The 19704-nt window shown below is 34.2% G+C and carries 15 protein-coding genes; 7 read left to right on the forward strand and 8 right to left on the reverse strand.

The features are described from left to right. Nucleotides 1-17 precede the first annotated feature (17 nt). From ACZ0AH_RS12020 to ACZ0AH_RS12030, 3 genes are all read left to right on the forward strand, one after another. Nucleotides 18-1352: a DEAD/DEAH box helicase gene (locus tag ACZ0AH_RS12020; protein ID WP_463476036.1), complete on the forward strand. Its 1335-nt coding sequence runs from the start codon at nt 18-20 to the stop codon at nt 1350-1352. Between the two features lie 75 nt (nt 1353-1427). Beyond that, the gene (locus tag ACZ0AH_RS12025; protein ID WP_463476037.1) at nt 1428-1952 is read left to right on the forward strand and encodes a GNAT family N-acetyltransferase; all 525 of its coding nucleotides are present in this window, start codon (nt 1428-1430) and stop codon (nt 1950-1952) included. Between the two features lie 121 nt (nt 1953-2073). After that, nucleotides 2074-3333: an NAD(P)/FAD-dependent oxidoreductase gene (locus tag ACZ0AH_RS12030; RefSeq protein ID WP_463476038.1), complete on the forward strand. Its 1260-nt coding sequence runs from the start codon at nt 2074-2076 to the stop codon at nt 3331-3333. 150 nt (nt 3334-3483) lie between these two features. Here ACZ0AH_RS12030 and ACZ0AH_RS12035 read toward each other — a convergent pair whose 3' ends face one another. Further along, a complete protein-coding gene (locus tag ACZ0AH_RS12035) occupies nt 3484-4713 on the reverse strand; it encodes a multidrug effflux MFS transporter (RefSeq protein ID WP_463476039.1) in 1230 nt (409 codons plus the stop codon). Between the two features lie 149 nt (nt 4714-4862). Here ACZ0AH_RS12035 and ACZ0AH_RS12040 point away from each other — a divergent pair, with 149 nt between their 5' ends. The 4 genes from ACZ0AH_RS12040 to ACZ0AH_RS12055 all read left to right on the forward strand — a co-directional run bounded on the left by ACZ0AH_RS12040 (nt 4863) and on the right by ACZ0AH_RS12055 (nt 8581). After that, nucleotides 4863-5282 carry a hypothetical protein gene (locus ACZ0AH_RS12040; protein ID WP_463476040.1) on the forward strand — a complete coding sequence of 140 codons (420 nt, stop codon included), beginning with the start codon at nt 4863-4865 and terminating at the stop codon, nt 5280-5282. A gap of 96 nt (nt 5283-5378) precedes the next feature. Continuing rightward, nucleotides 5379-5765, forward strand: a complete 387-nt coding sequence (locus ACZ0AH_RS12045) for a hypothetical protein (protein WP_463476041.1) — start codon at nt 5379-5381, stop codon at nt 5763-5765. Nucleotides 5766-6065: 300 nt separating this feature from the next. Next, nucleotides 6066-7982 (forward strand): DUF294 nucleotidyltransferase-like domain-containing protein, encoded by a 1917-nt coding sequence (locus ACZ0AH_RS12050; protein WP_463476042.1) that lies wholly within the window; start codon nt 6066-6068, stop codon nt 7980-7982. 2 nt (nt 7983-7984) lie between these two features. Beyond that, nucleotides 7985-8581 (forward strand): 3'-5' exonuclease, encoded by a 597-nt coding sequence (locus tag ACZ0AH_RS12055; protein WP_463476043.1) that lies wholly within the window; start codon nt 7985-7987, stop codon nt 8579-8581. A gap of 295 nt (nt 8582-8876) precedes the next feature. Here the strand turns inward: ACZ0AH_RS12055 and acs are convergent, their stop codons facing one another. The 7 genes from acs to ACZ0AH_RS12090 form a co-directional block, all read right to left on the reverse strand. Beyond that, on the reverse strand, nt 8877-10787 hold the full coding sequence (acs, locus tag ACZ0AH_RS12060) for an acetate--CoA ligase (RefSeq protein WP_463476044.1): 1911 nt from the start codon (nt 10785-10787) through the stop codon (nt 8877-8879). Between the two features lie 499 nt (nt 10788-11286). Next, nucleotides 11287-12756, reverse strand: a complete 1470-nt coding sequence (ilvC, locus tag ACZ0AH_RS12065) for a ketol-acid reductoisomerase (protein ID WP_463476045.1) — start codon at nt 12754-12756, stop codon at nt 11287-11289. Between the two features lie 63 nt (nt 12757-12819). Continuing rightward, nucleotides 12820-13341 carry an acetolactate synthase small subunit gene (gene ilvN, locus ACZ0AH_RS12070; protein WP_463476046.1) on the reverse strand — a complete coding sequence of 174 codons (522 nt, stop codon included), beginning with the start codon at nt 13339-13341 and terminating at the stop codon, nt 12820-12822. A gap of 84 nt (nt 13342-13425) precedes the next feature. Next, a complete protein-coding gene (gene ilvB / locus ACZ0AH_RS12075) occupies nt 13426-15123 on the reverse strand; it encodes a biosynthetic-type acetolactate synthase large subunit (protein ID WP_463478108.1) in 1698 nt (565 codons plus the stop codon). A 126-nt stretch (nt 15124-15249) separates the two neighbouring features. After that, a complete protein-coding gene (gene ilvD / locus ACZ0AH_RS12080; RefSeq protein ID WP_463476047.1) occupies nt 15250-16923 on the reverse strand; it encodes a dihydroxy-acid dehydratase in 1674 nt (557 codons plus the stop codon). A gap of 266 nt (nt 16924-17189) precedes the next feature. Next, entirely contained in the window at nt 17190-18308 is a 1119-nt protein-coding gene (leuB, locus tag ACZ0AH_RS12085; protein ID WP_463476048.1) for a 3-isopropylmalate dehydrogenase, read from the reverse strand. 156 nt (nt 18309-18464) lie between these two features. Next, nucleotides 18465-19640, reverse strand: coding sequence for a 2-isopropylmalate synthase (locus tag ACZ0AH_RS12090; RefSeq protein ID WP_463476049.1), 1176 nt, complete (start codon nt 19638-19640; stop codon nt 18465-18467). Between the last annotated feature and the right edge of the window lie 64 nt (nt 19641-19704).

Genomic DNA, 19704 nt, shown 5'->3' on the forward strand with positions numbered 1-19704 from the left:
AAAACAAATAAAAAACAATGTCTAAACAATTCTCAGGATTAGGAATTTCAGCACCCATTTTAAAAGCTTTAAACGAATTGAATATTGTTGAACCAACAGAAATTCAACAAAAAACAATTCCCCTGCTTTTGTCTGAAACCCATGATTTAGTAGGTTTAGCAAAAACCGGAACGGGAAAAACAGCCGCTTTCGGATTACCATTATTACAATTAATTGATACACAATCTCCAATAGTTCAGGCGGTAATTTTAGTGCCAACGAGAGAACTTGGACAACAAATATTTAGAAATTTAGAAGAATTCGGGAAACATATTCCGAATATTTCTATAGCTTCAACTTGCGGTGGAATCCCCATTAAGCCGCAAATTGAACGGCTAACACAACCCACACATATTGTTGTGGCGACACCGGGACGTTTAATCGATTTGATTCAGCGTAAAGCAGTTGATTTAAAACAAGCTCAATATTTAGTTTTGGATGAAGCCGATGAAATGGTTTCGATCCTAAAAGAAAGTTTAGACGAAATCGTTGCTGAACTTCCTAAAAAACACCGCACTTTATTGTTTTCTGCGACTTTGCCGGGAACAATTAAACAATTGATTCAGAATTACTTAAATAAAAATGTAGTTCAAATTGGTGCCAATATGGAAACTGTTGGCAACCAAGGAATTGATCACGAATACATTGTGGTTGATCCAATTGAAAAACTAGATGTTTTAATGCATTTTCTGAATTCAAAAGATGGTGAACGCGGTATTATTTTCTGTAAAACTAAAGCTGCCGTTAATAAATTAGCCAAAAACCTGGCTATAAATCGTTTTTCTTCGGGAGCACTTCACGGAAGTTTATCGCAGGGAATCCGTGACAGAATCATGGAACAATTCCGCGAAGGACATATTAATATTCTGGTTGCCACCGATTTGGCTGCGAGAGGAATCGACGTAAAAGAAATCTCTTATGTCGTGAATTATCATTTGCCGGATACGTATGAAAATTACGTTCACAGAAGCGGAAGAACGGCAAGGGCAGGAGCAAAGGGACTTTCCTTAACCGTTTTGCAAGAAGAAGAAACCATTGAAATTCCTGAATTTGAAAAAGAATTGGGAATTAAATTTACGAAATTCCAAAAACCTTCTGCAGTAAGTTTAGAAGAAAACAATATGCTTTTATGGGCAAAACAAATCTTCAAAACAAAGCCTAATCACGATCTTTCTGCAGATTTAAAAACGAATGTAAAAACGGTTTTTCATCATCTTACAAAAGAGGAATTAATTGAAAAACTGATGGCAAATTACGTTTTGCAAAACAAGGTTGAAGTTGCTGAAAAACCTGTTAAAAAATTCAAAAAGTAATATTTTCGATCCCTGCTTTTCCTAATTTATATTGTAATTTTATAGCATAAAATATTCTATAAAAGCAAAATTAATATGGCAGATATTGAAATAAAAAGAATCACAATAAACGATCTTGCAGAATTGCAGAAAATAGGAAGACAAACTTTTCAGGAAACTTTTTCGGATTCAAATTCCGAAGAAAATATGAAAAATTATTTAGAGGAAGGATTTTCAGCTGAAAAGCTAACTTCTGAACTTAACAACAAAGACTCTGAATTTTATTTTGCTGCTTTTAAAAATGATGTAATTGGTTATTTAAAAGTAAATTTTGGTGAATCTCAAACCGAATTAAAGGATAACAAAGCCTTGGAAATTGAACGAATCTACGTTTCAAAAGATTTTCATGGCAAAAAAGTTGGACAATTGCTTTACGATAAAGCAATAGAAGTTGCCAGACAAAAAAATAGTGAATATGTATGGCTAGGCGTTTGGGAGGAGAATCTGAGAGCTATTAATTTTTATACAAAAAATGGTTTTGTTGAATTTGACAAACACATTTTTAAATTAGGAAATGATGAGCAAACCGATATTATGATGAAACTCAAATTGGCAAATTAATTCCACAACTATTTAACAGAAAACTCAAAATTGGTTTTTGTATGTGAAATTATAATGTTAAATTTATAGAACTGCATAAGCAGTATAGTTTCAATTATAATCCTACTAAAAGACAACATATATGAACATAGTTATTATAGGAGGTGGTTTTGCCGGAATAAATCTCGCAAAAGAGCTTGTAGACCATCCTGAAATACAGGTTACACTTGTAGATAAAAACAATTATAATTTTTTTCCTCCACTTATATATCAGGTTGCTACAGCTTTTTTAGAGCCTTCAAGCATTAGTTATCCTTTCAGGAAATTTTTTGCCGGTAAAAAAAACCTTCAATTTCGTTTGGGGGAATTAGTTTCTGTTGTTCCCGCGGAAAATAAAATCATTTTAAATAATGGCGAATTAACGTACGATCATTTGGTTTTTGCCACCGGAGCCGAAACGAGTTATTTTGGTATGGAAAACGTAATGAAAAACGCCATTCCGATGAAAACCTTAAATGATGCCATCGAAATGCGTAATGCTTTGCTTAAAAACCTAGAAAAAGCCGCTATTACCAAAGATATCCGCAAACGCCGAAAATTATTAACGATTGTTGTTGCCGGAGGAGGACCAACCGGAGTAGAAGTTTCAGGGATGTTTGCCGAAATGCGAAAAAATATCCTGCTTAAGGAATATCCGGAACTGGAAACGTCGGCAAGTAATGTTTATTTGGTTGATGGAGGTGATGCTTTGCTGGCGCCAATGAGTAAAGATTCTCAAAAAGATACTTTAGAAGCACTTACAAAATTAGGCGTTGTCGTTAAACTGCACACCCGCGTTACAGATTATGTGGATGATACTGTGTTTTTTGAAAACGGAGAAACGATCAAAACCAAAAATTTAATCTGGGCAGCTGGAGTTTCGGCTAAAATTTTTGAGGGAATTCCAACAGAAAGTTACGGTCGCGGAAAACGTATGGCGACAGATCAATATAGCAAAGTAAACGGACTAACAAATGTTTACGCAATTGGCGATACAGCAATTACGGCAGGAGATAAAAATTTTCCGGACGGACATCCGCAAGTAGCTCAGGTTGCAATTCAGCAAGGATTAAACTTAGCCAAAAACTTTAAAGCAATGGTAAAGAATAAACCTCTTAAACAATTTGCTTACAATGATAAAGGCTCTATGGCAATTATCGGGAAAAATAAAGCTGTGGTCGATTTACCGAGTCCAAAATGGCATTTTAACGGATTTTTCGCCTGGATTATCTGGCTGTTTATCCACTTGATTTCTCTTATTACTTATAGAAACAGAATAAATACTTTCTGGAACTGGATGGTTGCTTATTTTGCAAGAGATCAGTCTCTGAGAATGATTATCAGACCGGATAAGAGACAATAGGTTTTTTGATTAAATTCAAAATTTATAAGTTCCAAATTCCAATAAAAAAAGCCAAAATTTAAATAGATTTTGGCTTTTTTGTTATTTCGACGCAGAGAAATCGCACTATAGGTTCTGCATTTTTCACTAATAAAATTAGAATTCAACAACTTAATGTCCAATCATCACATCATCTTCAGAAGATAATACTGCTTTTTCTTTGATGAAACGTTTTCCTATATTTAAAATTATAAATGCTGTAATTGTTGTTGTAGCCATAATTGCTACCATTGGCGCTACAGAATCTTTTACGAAAACGCCAACAGCAAACGAAGCCAAAGCTCCTAAACCAAGCTGAATCGCGCCCATTAATGCCGAGGCACTTCCTGTGTTTTTCGCAAATGGCGCTAATGTTAGTCCGGCAGTATTGGGATTTGAAATTCCTAAACACGCTAAAAACAAGAATAACATTCCGATGGTTTCATATAATCCCAACAGATTATTTAAGGATAATAACAAAAAAGTAACTGCAATTACGGATTGTGAAATTAAGGCGCCAAAAATCATTTGCTCGCTTGAGAATTTCTTTAATAAAAGAGAATTCAATTGGCTTGAACCAATAAAACTTACGGACATAAAGGCAAATATCCAGCCGTAGGTTTTAGCATTTACGTGATAAATATCCATAAATATTATAGGAGAAGCCGCGACGTATGTAAATAAGCCCGAAAAAGCAATTGCTCCGGTAAAAGCATACGTATAAAACTGAGGTTCTTTTAATACGTTTAAAAAGTTAGTTATAATAGGTTTTGGTTTTAATGAAATAGAAGTATCTGGTTTATAAGTATTTGGCAATCCAATTTGTGAAGCTATTAAAACTACAATTCCCATACACATTAAAATAAGAAATACCATGTGCCAGCCAAAATCTTCGGTAACATAACCACCAATTGTTGGCGCCAACATCGGCGAAAGCCCAACAACAAGCATTAATAATGAAAATACTTTTGGAATATCCTTTACGGGAAATAAATCACGAACCATTGCTACAGATGCTACTGTTGCAGCGCAACTGCCAATTGCCTGAATGAAACGCAGGAATATAAAAGCATCAATATTGGCAACGTAAACACAACCTAATGAGGCTAATATGTAAACCATTAATCCTATAAATAAAGGTTTTTTTCGTCCAAAACGGTCTAATAATGGTCCGTAAAGTAATTGTCCGGCAGAAATTCCGATAAAGTAACTGGATAAACTCATCGAAACTTTGGCGACAGTTGTATGTAAATCTCTTGCAATACCTGAAAAACCAGGCAAATACATGTCGATCGAAAAAGGGCCAAGTGCTGTTAAAGAACCTAAAATAAGGATAAGTTTGATATATTTTTTTGTTGTCATTTTCTTAAAAGATTGCTTTTAATTTCGTGCAAAGGTAAATATTTAGTACCTTGTTATGTAATCAAATGCCTTTTTAAATAAAAATCGTGCTTTTTTTACAACTATTGATTTCAAAACATGATTTCGATATTAATCTTAAAAATTACATTATGAAAAATTACATTTTACTTTTTACCTTAATTTTTACAACAATTTCTTTTGCGCAAACTATTACATCCAAAAAAGAAGATGCAAGTCCAGAGCAATATGCGCTTCTTGAAAAAGTGAACCAATATTATCCGGACATCACTTTAAATAAAACGGTTACCAATTTTTATGCTGATGGTAAAATTATCGACACACAGCAGGAATTCAATTTAGATACTTCTAAATTTTCAAGTTATAAAATTGGAATTGAGCCTGATAATAAAAAATTATTATTTGAATATATTTCTGATCAAACTGGAAAAGTTTACGGAGATGTTTCTATTTTTAAAGGAAATGCGCTGAGAACAACTTTTTCAGAAAAAAACAATGAAATAAATGTAGCCTTAAACGGAAAATCTGTTTATTTGAAAAAAATAAAATAAATTACGCTACACAAGAATTAAAAGCATCTGCCACGGCGGATGCTTTTTTTATTTATATTTGGTCCTAAAATTAATTAAAAAGTTATTTTCAAGGAAATGAGAAAAATTATTCTGCTGTTGTTATTAATTTCTTTTACTGCATATTCACAAGGAAATCAATTTACAGGAACCTGGAGTACCGAAAATTGTAAAGATTGTAACAACAAGTATATATTAAAATTAAATATATCCCAATCATATCGATTGATATTTGGAACTGCAGAAGTGATTAATAATGATGAAACATTAAGCACAGGTATTATGGAAATTACCGGATGGGTTTATGCTCTTGGAGATCGAACTTATATTAAACTAAAAGGTTTAAATGGTATATCAGCAAGTGTTTCGTTGTCAGGAACAAATGAAGGAACGTTGATATTTGACAAAACAGGCGGCTCAAGTTTAATACCCAATAAAACAATTCTAACAAAGCTATATGATTAAAAATGCTAAAAAGGTTGTTTTTCCAACCTACACAATTTGAACTATAATTTATATTATGTAAAATAGAATATTCAGGAATATCTTCTTCTGACCAATTCTGCTGATTTGATTTCAAATAAGAAACTTCTTATCTCTTCAGTTCTTATTTATGATTCTGACAATTCAAAAGCTTTTTAAAGCCTTGACAGCAATAATCTTTAACATTTTTTTAAAATATTACAATTCTCACAAAGATGGTTTCATTCTAAGCGTTTATTTTATTATTTTTACATTCGATACTTTAAAAAAATTATCAAACGTATGAATACAATTGCTGAGCATATTGCAGATTTTTTAAAAGAATATCCGCCATTTAATAATTTAACTTTTCAGGAATTATCTGATATTGCAATCAATATTCGTGTTATCAATTTAGAAAAACATGCAGTATTGTTTCAAAACAACGATTTGCTGCATGACAGCTTTTATGTTGTGGCTTCTGGTGTCATAAATTTAACCACAATTGCTGATGCCGAAGAAACGATAATTAATAAATGTCATGAAGGCGATATTTTTGGTTTACGCCCGTTTTTTGCCAAGAATAACTATATGATGACGGCCAAAGCGCGCGAGGAAAGTATTATTTATGCTATACCAATTGCGGTTTTTAGACCTTTTGTGGCTAATAATTCGGATGTTTTAAACTTTTTATTGGAAAGTTTTGCCATAAACTCCAGACATACAAAAGACAATGTAAGTTCTAACGGAAAATTAATTTCTGATACTGCTTTTATAGATCAGCAGTCAGAAATGCAATATATTCAATCACTTACCTACAATAATTCGCCTTTAACAACAAAAGCAACGCATATTGTAAAAGATGTTGCAATATTAATGACGGAATCAATGGTGGATAATATCATTGTATGCGGCGAAAAAAACCACCCGATTGGTATTGTAACCGATGCTGATTTATCGTCTAAAATTGCTACAGGCCGCTATCCTATTACTGAAACTATTGACAAGATTATGTCTTCGCCTGTGGTTACGGTCATTGAGAATGTATCATTGGCCGAAGCGCAATTGTTGATGATAAAACACAACGTAACGCATTTATGTGTTACGAAAGACGGTACAAGCAAATCCTCTGTAAAAGGAATTATATCTGAACACGATTTAATCGTGGCTCAAGCTAGTAATCCTGGTGTTTTAATTAAAGAAATTAAGCGTTCGCAGCTTCCAAAAGATTTAAAACAAATACGCGATCGTTTGTCTGATCTGATTCAGAATTCAATTCAAAAGAATATTCCAATTTCGCATATTAGCAATATTGCGAGCGAAATTAACCTTGCCATAATCAAACGTGCTGTCGAATTGTCTATTTTGGATCTTGGCTCACCTCCTGCTCGATTTGCATGGTTAAGTATTGGCAGTCAAGGACGTAAGGAGCAACTTTTACTGACGGATCAGGATAGCATTTTAATTTTTGAAGATGTTGCTCCTGAGAAATACAGAGAAGTAAAAGATTACTTTTTAAGGCTGGCAAAAAGAACCACCGGTATATTAGAAAAAGTAGGTTATGAATATTGTCCAAACGGACATATGGGAAGTAATATGCTTTGGTGTAAGTCATTGACTGACTGGACAAAACAATACAACAGCTGGATGAATACTCCAGGTGAAAACAGCAATGATCTGAGCAGTATTTTCTTTGATTATGAGATTGTTTTTGGTGAACCAAAAATTGAAGAAGTTATAGAAAGTGTTATTTTTAAAAATGCTGTGAACAATACTTTATTCTTTGACTTTTTAGGAAATGATGCTTTAAAAAGAAATTCTCCTTTGAGTTTTTTCAAGAAATTTATTGTTGAAGAAGAAGGTCCGCAAAAAACAAAATTCGACATAAAAACCCGTGCATTAATGCCATTAATTGATGGTGCGCGTTTGTTAATTTTAAATTCAAACATAAAAGGAATTAAGAATACTTATTTGAGATTCAAACAATTAGCAATTACAGATTCTAAAAATGCTGAAATATATCTAAGTTGTGCCGAAGCATTCCTGACATTGTCGAAATTTAGAACTGTTGAAGGATTAAAAAATGATGATTCCGGTCAATATATAAATCTGAAAGAAATGTCTAAAACAGACAAGGAAAAGTTAAAAAATGCTTTAACACCAATGAAAGATCTTGAGGAATTAATAAAGAGTAAATTTCAACTTACCCAATTCTCATAAATATGCTAGACTGGCTGAAAAATATCAATAAAGAATATCCGGATTTCTGGAAGAATTACTTAACTAAATTCGAAACAAAACCTAACCGATTCGTAGTGTTATCAACGGAAACTTCAGGGTTAAATCCGGATAAAGACGTGATTTTATCTTTGGGAGCATTTTCAGTAATTGATGACGGAATTATCATTAAGGATAATTTTGAATCTGTTTTATTGCAATATAAATTTTACCACGACAACGGACTTTCTAATGAGTTTATTATCGAAAGTAAAATGACAAAAATGCAGGAACCTGAAGCTATAGAAGCTTTTATAAACTTTTTGGGGAATGCTGTTTTAGTTGGACATCATATTAATTTTGATATTGAAATGCTAAATGCAGCATTGGAGCGCCTCGATTGCGGAAGATTAAAAAATGAAGCTCTCGACGTTGATATGATGTATCGCAAATTGATGGATATCAACGACAAACAGTTTTCGCTGGATGATTTAAGCGAAATATTTAAAATCCCGAAAAGCGACAGAAACTCTTCTTCTGAAGATGCTTATAAAATTGCTATTTTGTTTTTGAAGCTGAAATCGAGATTGGGAATTAAATAGGGATTTTAAACCATATAAGTTATATAACAAAATTTAAGTTTTGAAATCTTTGTGAAATTTTGAAAATTTGCAAAGATGATTAAAATATTTGAAATATGCGATTGTCAGGCTGAGCGAAGTCGAAGCTTATCATGCAGAATCACTTTGCGGGACTTCGACTTCGCTCAGTCTGACAATAAAGATTTCAAAAATCTTTGTCAAAGTTTTAAACTTTGACAAAGATGACCAGGATAAGATATAAAAAAAATGCCTCTTAAATTTAAGAGGCATTTTTTATTGCTGTTTATCTTCAGAATTAAGAAATTTTTCCTTCTTTAATTTCTTCTACAATTTCCGGATTCAATAATGTTGACGTATCTCCAAAATTAGAATAATCCCCTTCGGCTATTTTACGTAAAATTCTACGCATAATTTTTCCTGAACGCGTTTTTGGTAAACCAGAAACGAACTGAATTTTATCTAATTTTGCAATTGGTCCAATGTGATCAGAAATATATTGATTAATTTCTTTAGACAAGTTTTCTTTATTTCTAACTTCTCCCGTTTCTTTTAAGATTACATAACCGTATAAAGCATTTCCTTTAATATCATGTGGGAATCCAACAATAGCAGATTCTGCAACTGCAGGATGCTCGTTGATGGCATCTTCGATAGGAGCTGTTCCTAAATTATGACCCGAAACAATTACAACATCGTCTACTCTACCCGTGATTCTGTAATATCCAACTTCGTCTCTTAAAGCTCCGTCTCCTGTAAAATATTTTCCTGGAAAAGAAGAGAAATAAGTGTCTTTATAACGTTGGTGATCTCCCCAAATAGTTCTGGCAATTCCAGGCCAAGGAAATTTGATACACAAACTACCAACTACTTGATTTCCTTCAATTTCATTGCGTTTTTCATCCATCAAAACAGGCTGAATTCCCGGTAATGGCAACGTTGCATATGTTGGTTTAGTTGGTGTAACGAAAGCAATTGGCGAAATCATGATTCCACCGGTTTCTGTTTGCCACCAGGTATCTACAACCGGACATCTTTTATCTCCAACGTGGTCATTAAACCAGTGCCAAGCTTCTTCATTGATTGGTTCTCCAACAGATCCGATAACTTTTAGCGATTTTAGCGGATATTTTTGAATATAATCTAAACTTTCTTTTGCTAACGAACGAATTGCTGTTGGCGCTGTATAAAATTGTGTGATTTTATGTTTTTCGATAATATCCCAAAAACGGCTAAAATCCGGATAAGACGGAACTCCTTCGAAAATTACAGTTGTTCCTCCGTTTAATAACGGTCCGTATAATATATATGAGTGACCCGTAATCCAGCCAATATCTGCTGTACACCAGAAAATATCATTTTCTTCGTGAGCAAAAACATTTTTGAATGTATAAGCCGTATATACCATATATCCCGCTGTAGTATGCACCATTCCTTTTGGTTTTCCTGTAGAACCAGAAGTATATAGGATAAACAAAGGATCTTCGGCATCCATGATTTCGGCAACACTATTGTCTAAAGCTGCGTCTAAAAGAGGCTGTAACCAAATGTCACGACCTTCTTTCATTTTAACTTCAGTCTGAGTTCTTTTTGCAACCAAAACTTTCGAAACTGATGGGCAAGAATCTAAAGCTTCGTCAACAATTGCTTTAAGATCAATTGTTTTGTTTCCTCTGTAACCACCGTCAGATGTGATCACCATTTTACATTCGCAATCGTTAATTCTTGCGGAAACTGCAGAAGCAGAAAATCCTGCAAAAATAACAGAGTGAATTGCCCCAATTCTGGCACAAGCCAAAACTGCAACGGCCAATTCCGGAATCATTGGCAAATAGATACAAATTCTATCACCTTTGCGCACGCCCTGCTCACGCAAAACATTCGCCATTTTCGAAACTCTTTCGTATAATTCGTTATATGTAATATGCAAAGCTTCTTCAGACGGATCATTCGGCTCAAAGATTATCGCCGTTTTTTCGCCTCTTTTGCTTAAGTGTCTATCAATACAGTTTTTGGTAATATTAACTTTTGCTTCTGTAAACCATTTTACTTCGGCATCAGCCATATTAAAATCAACTACTTTATCCCATTGTTGATACCAAGTGAAATTTTCTTCAGCTATTTTTCCCCAAAATTTCCTTGGTTCTCTTATTGACTTATTGTAATGTTTAAAATATTGTTCTAAATTTTCAATTTTATAATAACTCATATGTTTTTGGAATTTTTTTATAAATGTATTAAATATCAGCGTATTCTTAAAATTATTTAATTCATAAATTTTGGCTAAAAAAAACACATATTAAAAAAAATATAAGCTTTTTCTGCACATAACATAAAAAATTGGTTTTTCAGATAAAAATACATATTGCAAAAAAGGCACGATAAATAAATACCATGCCTTTTTAATTTTAACAATTTCAATAACAATTAATTTCGTAATTCTGCATTACAAATGCTTTTGTCCTATTTTGAAAATAGCAGCATCTTTATTAATTAAAATAGAAATCTCAACAAGCACATTTAAAACTAAATGTACCCCTTAATTAGGGATTACCTTCACTTAACTTACATCCTCACCGAAGTTAAGTGAATGCAATATGCATCTATATCCTTTTTTCTTAATAAGTGCTTACTAATTCAAAATATTATATAAAACAGAGATACAGTGCAAATCCCATCACACCGAATGTGTGGTAATTCCCAATTTATTATCCAATTTTTTTCATTGCAGTCATAGATTCTCTCAACCATGCTCCTACTTCTTCTATAGGATGTTGACGAATTTCTTTGTTTACTGCAATTAAAACAGCATTATCTACTCCGTTTGAAGTTGAAAATGGTTTTCCAATTATGTTCGTTTCAACAGTTTTCATGAATTCAGTTAATAACGGTTTACAAGCATGGTCAAATAAATAACAACCATATTCTGCTGTATCCGAAATAACGCGGTTCATTTCAAATAATTTTTTTCTTGCGATTGTATTTGCAATTAAAGGCAATTCGTGTAATGATTCATAATAAGCTGATTCTTCGATAATTCCAGCTTCAGTCATGGTTTCAAAAGCTAATTCAACACCAGCTTTAACCATTGCAATCATTAAAACTCCATTATCAAAATATTCTTGTTCAGAAATCGGAGCATCAGTTGGAGGTGTTTTTTCGAAGTTAGTTTCTCCGGTTGCAGCTCTCCATGTCAATAAGTTTTTATCGTCATTTGCCCAGTCGATCATCATTGTTCTTGAGAATTCTCCAGAAATAATATCGTCCTGATGTTTTTGAAATAACGGACGCATAATGTCTTTTAATTCTTCTGCAAGTTCGTAAGCTTCGATTTTTGCAGGATTAGAAAGACGGTCCATCATATTTGTGATACCGCCATGTTTCAAAGCTTCTGTAATAGTTTCCCAACCAAACTGAATTAATTTTGAAGCATATCCAGGTTCGATTCCTTTTTCGACCATTTTATCAAAACATAAAATAGATCCGGTTTGCAACAATCCGCAAAGGATAGTCTGCTCACCCATTAAATCTGATTTTACTTCGGCAACAAAAGATGATTTTAAAACTCCTGCTTTATGTCCTCCAGTTGCAACTGCATAAGCTTTTGCCTGATCTAAACCAAAACTGTTTGGATCGTTTTCAGGGTGAACTGCAATTAAAGTTGGTACACCAAATCCTCTTTTGTATTCTTCACGAACCTCAGAACCAGGACATTTAGGCGCACACATAATTACTGTAATATCTTTACGAATCTGCATTCCTTCTTCAACAATATTAAAACCGTGAGAATAAGCCAGAGTAGAACCTTGTTTCATTAATGGCATAATGGCAGTAACTACGGCAGTGTGTTGTTTATCAGGAGTTAAGTTACAAACTAAGTCAGCAGTTGGAATTAATTCTTCATAAGTACCTACAGTAAATCCGTTTTCGGTAGCATTTTTATAAGAAGCTCTTTTTTCAGCGATTGCATCTGCACGTAATGCATATGAAATATCCAAACCAGAGTCTCTCATGTTTAAACCTTGATTCAAACCTTGTGCACCACAACCTACAATGACAACTTTTTTTCCTGCAAGTGCAGCAATTCCGTCTGCAAATTCAGATTGCTCCATAAATTCGCAAACTCCTAATTGTTCTAATTGTAATCTAAGTGGTAATGTGTTGAAATAATTTGCCATTCTTTTTTAATATTTAATGATGTTGTAATTTAATAATTGATTAATACGTAAACTAAAATGATACTATTTGAATGTTTCTAATAATGTTGAAATTTCCATTTTTTCTTTAGAAACTGAGATTCTGCCCGAACGTACAAATTGCATAATGCCGTACGGTTTAAATTTTTCATACAATTCTTCGATTTCAGAACGTCTTCCTGATTTTGAAATCACGAAAAAATCACGGGAAACGGTTACAATTGTAGACTGACTTTCTTTGATGATATTCTGAATTTGTTTTTCATCAAACAACAAACTTGAAGCAATTTTGAATAAGGCATTTTCTAAATAAATAGTCTCTTCGTCTGTGTGATAAAAAGCTTTTATTACTTCAATTTGTTTTTCAATTTGTCCCACAATATTCTGAACCCATTTTTCTGTTGTTTCTACAACAATAATAAATCTTGAAACATTGTCTATTTCTGATTCTGAAACGTTTAAACTTAATATATTAATGTGTCTCTTTAAGAATATTCCTGATATCCTATTCAACAAACCCACGTTATTTTCTGAATATACCGATATGGTAAATGTTTTATCTTCCATGTTTTTTTTAGTTTTTTTTGTTTCAGGTTTCACGTTTCAAGTTCTACAACCTGAAACAAAAAAACCTGAAACCTGAAACTTTTTCTAGCTTAATCTAATTTCAGAAACACATGCTCCTGTTGGAATCATTGGGAAAACGTTGTTTTCTTTTTCGACCATAACTTCTAAGAAATATGAATCTTTTGAAGCCATCATTTCTGCAACAGCCGCATCCAGATCTTCTCTTTTTGTTACTTTTTTAGATTTAATATGATATCCTTCGGCAATAGCGACAAAATTTGGATTAATCATTTTTGTTGAAGCATATCGGTTATCAAAGAACAATTCCTGCCATTGACGCACCATTCCTAAAAACTCATTGTTCAAAATGACGATTTTTACCGGTACTTTTGTCTGGAAAATAGTTCCTAATTCCTGAATGGTCATCTGAAATCCTCCATCGCCAATAATCGCTACAACTTCACGATCAGGTCTTCCCATTTTGGCTCCAATTGCAGCCGGAAGTGCAAATCCCATTGTTCCTAATCCTCCGGATGTAATATTACTTTTGGTTGAATTAAATTTAGCATAACGACACGCAAACATTTGGTGCTGACCAACATCTGAAACGATAATGGCATCACCTTTTGAGTGTTTGTTGATCATTTCCATGGTTTCACCCATCGAAATTCCTTTATTATTGGTTGGATTTAATTCTTCTTCGATAACAGAATCAAACTCAATTTTGTATTTTTCTTTGAATTCATTATGCCATGAATCATGCGATTTTTGATCAATTAAAGGCAATAATGCTGTCAAAGCTTCTTTTACGTCTCCTAAAACGGCAACTTCTGTTTTTACGTTTTTATCAACTTCTGCAGGATCAATTTCAAAGTGAATTACTTTTGCCTGTTTTGCATAAGTTTTCAAATCTCCGGTAACACGATCGTCGAAACGCATTCCTAAAGCAATTAAAACATCACATTCGTTTGTTAATAAATTTGGTCCGTAGTTTCCGTGCATTCCTAACATACCAACGTTTAACGGATGATCTGTTGGTAAAGCCGAAAGTCCTAAAATCGTCCATCCTGCCGGAATTCCTGATTTTTCAATTAAGGCTTTTAGCTGTTCTTCGGCCTGACCGAGAATAATTCCCTGACCAAAAACAATAAAAGGTTTTTTAGCGTTATTGATTAAAGCAGCAGCTTCGGCCACTTTGTCTAATTTTAATTTCGGAACCGGAACATAACTTCTGATTGCGGTACATTTTTCATAACTAAAATCGAACTCATCAAACTGAGCATTTTTAGTAATATCAATCAATACAGGCCCCGGACGTCCGGAACGTGCAATGTAAAAAGCTTTTGCAATAATTTCAGGAATCTCAGAAGCTTCTGTAATTTGATAATTCCATTTGGTAACCGGAGTAGAAATTCCGATAATATCCGTTTCCTGAAAAGCATCAGAACCCAATAAATGCTTTCCAACCTGACCTGTAATACAAACCATTGGAGTTGAATCGATCTGAGCATCAGCAATTCCTGTTACCAAATTTGTTGCTCCCGGACCTGAAGTTGCAATCGCAACCCCAACTTTTCCCGTAGCTCTTGCATAACCCTGAGCTGCGTGAGTTGCGCCTTGTTCGTGACGTACTAAAACATGGTGCAATTGATCCTGAAATTTATATAATTCGTCGTAAACCGGCATGATCGCTCCGCCCGGATAACCATAAACCAAGTCTACTCCTTCTGCTAACAAACATCTTATAACGGCTTCAGCGCCTGATATTTTTATTTTTCCCATATTGGTATCTTTTTCTTCACTCCATCCTCCAAATGAAGGAGAGTTGAGATCTATATTTTCTTCTTTCAATAATTCCTTCATCTTTTTTGAATTTTGAAATTAATTTTTTGAAATTGTAATTGAATACTATTTATCGGTAACGCAACCTGTAGAAGCGCTTGAAACCGATCTTGCATACTTAAGCAAAACTCCTTTTGTAACTTTTAACGGTGGTTGAACCCAGGCCGCTTTTCTAGCTGCAAATTCTTCGTCGGATATTTTCAGATTAATCGTGTTTTTGACCGCATCAATAGCAATTAAATCGCCATCTTTTACCAGTGCAATTCCACCACCATCATAAGCCTCTGGTGTAATGTGACCTACCACAAAGCCATGTGAACCTCCAGAGAACCTGCCGTCTGTAATAAGAGCGCACGTACTTCCTAATCCGGCTCCAATAATTGCCGATGTCGGTTTTAGCATCTCAGGCATCCCCGGACCACCTTTTGGTCCACAGTTCCTGATGACGACTACATTACCCGGTTTAATTTTTCCGGCTTCTAATCCTGGAATTACTTCAAATTCACCTTCAAAAACTACAGCCGGACCTTCAAAATATTCTCCTTCTTTTCCGCTGATTTTTGCAACAGCGCCTTCAGAAGCAAGATTTCCATATAAAACCTGAATGTTTCCTGTTGGTTTTAAAGCTTTTTGAATTTCATGAATCACTTCTTGCCCATCTTGTAAATCCGGAGTTGAAGCTAAATTTTCAGCAACAGTTTTTCCGGTTACCGTTAAACAATCTCCATGAATCAATCCAACTTTTAATAAATATTTCATTACCGAAGGAATACCTCCAACTTCATGAATATCTTCCATCATATATTTACCACTTGGCTTCATATCTGCCAATACCGGTGTTCTGTCGTTAATGGCCTGAAAATCATCCAGGGTAATTGTAATATCAACCGCATGAGCCATTGCAATTAAGTGCATAACTGCATTTGTAGAACCTCCTAAAACTGCTACAATTGTAATAGCGTTTTCGAAAGCCTTGCGCGTCATAATATCTCTTGGCTTAATATCTTTTTCTAATAAAATTTTGATCGCTTCTCCGGCAGCCAGACATTCGTCTCTTTTTTCCTGACTCAAAGCAGGGTTAGAAGAACTGTATGGCAAACTCATTCCTAATGCTTCAATTGCAGACGACATCGTGTTTGCCGTGTACATTCCGCCACAGGCACCAGCGCCCGGACATGCATTTTGAATAACACCTTTAAAATCTTCAGGCGTAATTTCGTTTTTCACCTTTTTTCCTAAAGCTTCAAAAGCAGAAACAATATTTAGCGATTCACCTTTCCATTTTCCAGAGTGAATTGATCCTCCGTAAACCATCATTGCAGGTCGGTTTAAACGTCCCATTGCGATTAAAGCTCCTGGCATATTTTTATCACAGCCCGGAATCGCAATTAAACCATCATACCATTGTGCTCCCACAACAGTTTCGATAGAATCTGCAATTACATCACGAGAAACCAATGAAAAACGCATTCCTTCAGTTCCGTTCGAAATTCCGTCACTGACACCAATGGTATTAAAAATAAGTCCGACCAGATTTGCATCCCAAACACCTTTTTTGACATCTTTTGCCAAATCATTCAAGTGCATGTTACAAGTATTTCCATCGTAGCCCATGCTTACGATACCAACTTGTGCTTTTTTCAAATCTTCTTCAGTTAAACCAATCCCGTACAACATCGCTTGCGCCGCAGGTTGTGTTTGATCTTGAGTGATGGTTTTGCTGTACTTATTTAATTCCATTATGTATTATTTATTTTAATTTTTATTCAAAAAAAAACCTTCCAGTATTTGGAAGGTTTGTAATATAGTTTTTCAATTATATTTATACCATTCCCGATGCATATGTGTGAATCACATTGACAACAACGACAGAAGTAATAATAATTGAGATTTGCATCTTTTATTTTTTAGTGTCACAAAAGTATGAAAACTTATAGGACTAAAAAAATAAAATCTCAACATTTACAATACTTCTTGTGAATTATTTCAATTTTTTAATAAAAAACTTAAACAATTGTCGATTGTCCGATATGAACGTTGTCATTATTAAAATAAAGCAAATCGTCTTTGCTGAAAATAAAATTTGAAACAAACTCCCCTACTTCATTCGTACCGAATTTTGAATCTGGTTTTAAGTCTGTTGTTACTACTTTAAACTCAATTGCTTTTTCAACCGCCTGATAAATCACGTTTGCTTCTTTATATAAACCAAAATGTTCTAATAACATTGCAGCTGATAAAATAGAAGCAATTGGATTTGCAGTATTTTTTCCTTTTGCCTGCGGATAAGAACCGTGAATTGGTTCAAAAAGCGCATTTTTTTCTCCTAAAGATGCCGAAGCCAATAACCCGATAGAACCTGTAATAACACTTGCTTCATCTGATAAAATATCCCCGAATAAATTTTCTGTCAAAATCACATCAAATTGTTTCGGATTTAAAATAATCTGCATGGCTGCGTTATCCACAAATAAAAAGTCTAAAGCTACATCAGGATAATTTTCGCTCACTTTCTGAACTACTTTTCTCCATAATCTAGAGGTTTCCAAAACATTTGCTTTATCAACCATCGTTAACTTTTTGCGTCGGTTTTGTGCCGATTTAAAAGCTAAATGTGCAATTCTGGTAATTTCTTCTTCTGAATATTCACATAAATCCGAAGCATGTGTTCCTTCTTCATTTAATGTTTTGGCTCCAAAATAAGCACCACCGGTTAATTCTCTGAAAATAGTAAAATCAGCACCTTCAATAATTTCTCTTTTTAAAGGAGAAGCATCCAGCAATGATTTGTATGGTTTTATAGGACGAATATTTGCAAACAAACCCAGTTCTTTACGAAGTCTCAATAATCCCTGCTCCGGACGAACTTTTGCATTTGGATTATTATCATATTTAGGATCGCCAATCGCTCCAAATAAAACCGCATCTGTATTTTTGCACAGATTTAGCGTTTGTTCCGGCAATGGATTGCCTGTTTTATCGATAGCGATCGCTCCCATAAGCGCTTCTTCAAAAACAAATTCATGATTATACACTTCGCCTATGGCGTATAAAGCTTTCTTGGCTTGTAAAATTACCTCTGGTCCTATTCCGTCTCCAGGTAAAACTGCTATTTTCAAATTCATAACGTCTCGTTCTTTATGATTTAAATCTTTTTTTCTTTAGTCTTTCGTCTTTCTTCTATTCTCTTTCTTCTATTCTCTTTCTTCTATTCTCTTTCTTCTATTCTCTTTCTTCTATTCTCTTTCTTCTATTCTGTTTCTTCTATTCTCTTTTTTAAACTAGCTTCTAACTAATTCGTCCTGAATTTTAGCCGCTTCAATAATCTGATGAATATCAGCATCAACAACTTCTTTTTTAATATCTGCGAATTTCAAAAACTCAATATATACAATGTCTAATTGTACTTTTGTAAGTTCGTAACCCACTTTTTTAGCACGGTAAGCCAATGCAGCTCTTCCGCTTCTTGCTGTCAAAATAATCGAAGATTCATTAACACCCACATCAAGCGGATCCATGATTTCGTAAGTTGCTCTGTTTTTGATCACACCATCCTGGTGAATTCCGGAACTATGCGCAAAAGCATTTGCTCCAACAATAGCTTTATTTGGCTGAACGATCATTCCCATACTTTCAGAAACTAATCGGCTCATTTCATTCAATTCTCTTGTATTAATGTTCGTGTCAAGATTTAAGTAAGGATGTTGTTTAAAAATCATTACCACTTCTTCAAGCGCCGTATTTCCGGCTCTTTCGCCAATACCATTAATTGTACATTCTATTTGTCTCGCTCCGTTTATCGCACCTGCAATAGAGTTTGCAGTTGCCATTCCTAAATCATTATGACAGTGACATGAAAGGATTACGTTTTCGATACCTTTTACGTTTTCTTTTAAATATTTAATTTTTGCTCCGTATTCCTCTGGCAAACAATATCCTGTTGTATCCGGAATATTCAATACCGTTGCACCGGATTTGATCACTTCTTCGCAAACTTTTGCAAGGAAAGCATTATCTGTTCTTCCGGCATCTTCTGCATAAAACTCAACGTCTTCTACATACGATTTTGCGTGCGAAACAGCAAATTTTGCTCTTTCAATAATATCTTCTGGTGTGGTATTTAATTTATGGAGTATATGAGATTGTGATGTTCCGATTCCGGTGTGGATTCTAGGTCTTTTAGCATGCTTTAAGGCAGCTGCAGCAACATCAATGTCGTTTTTTACAGCTCTTGTTAGTCCGCAGACGGTTGCATTTTCTACAATTTTACAAATCTCAGAGACCGATAAAAAATCGCCCGGACTTGACACAGGAAAACCTGCTTCGATAACGTCAACTCCCATTTTATCAAGTCGTTCTGCGATAACTAATTTTTGTTTAGTATCTAACTTACATCCTGGAACCTGCTCACCGTCGCGCAAAGTGGTGTCAAAAATTTGAACTTTCTCTCTATTCATATTCATTTATTTAATGTAATTTCACATCTTGATAACAAATATATATTGTACTTATGCAGTATGA

Source organism: Flavobacterium sp. AC105 (assembly GCF_979258495.1).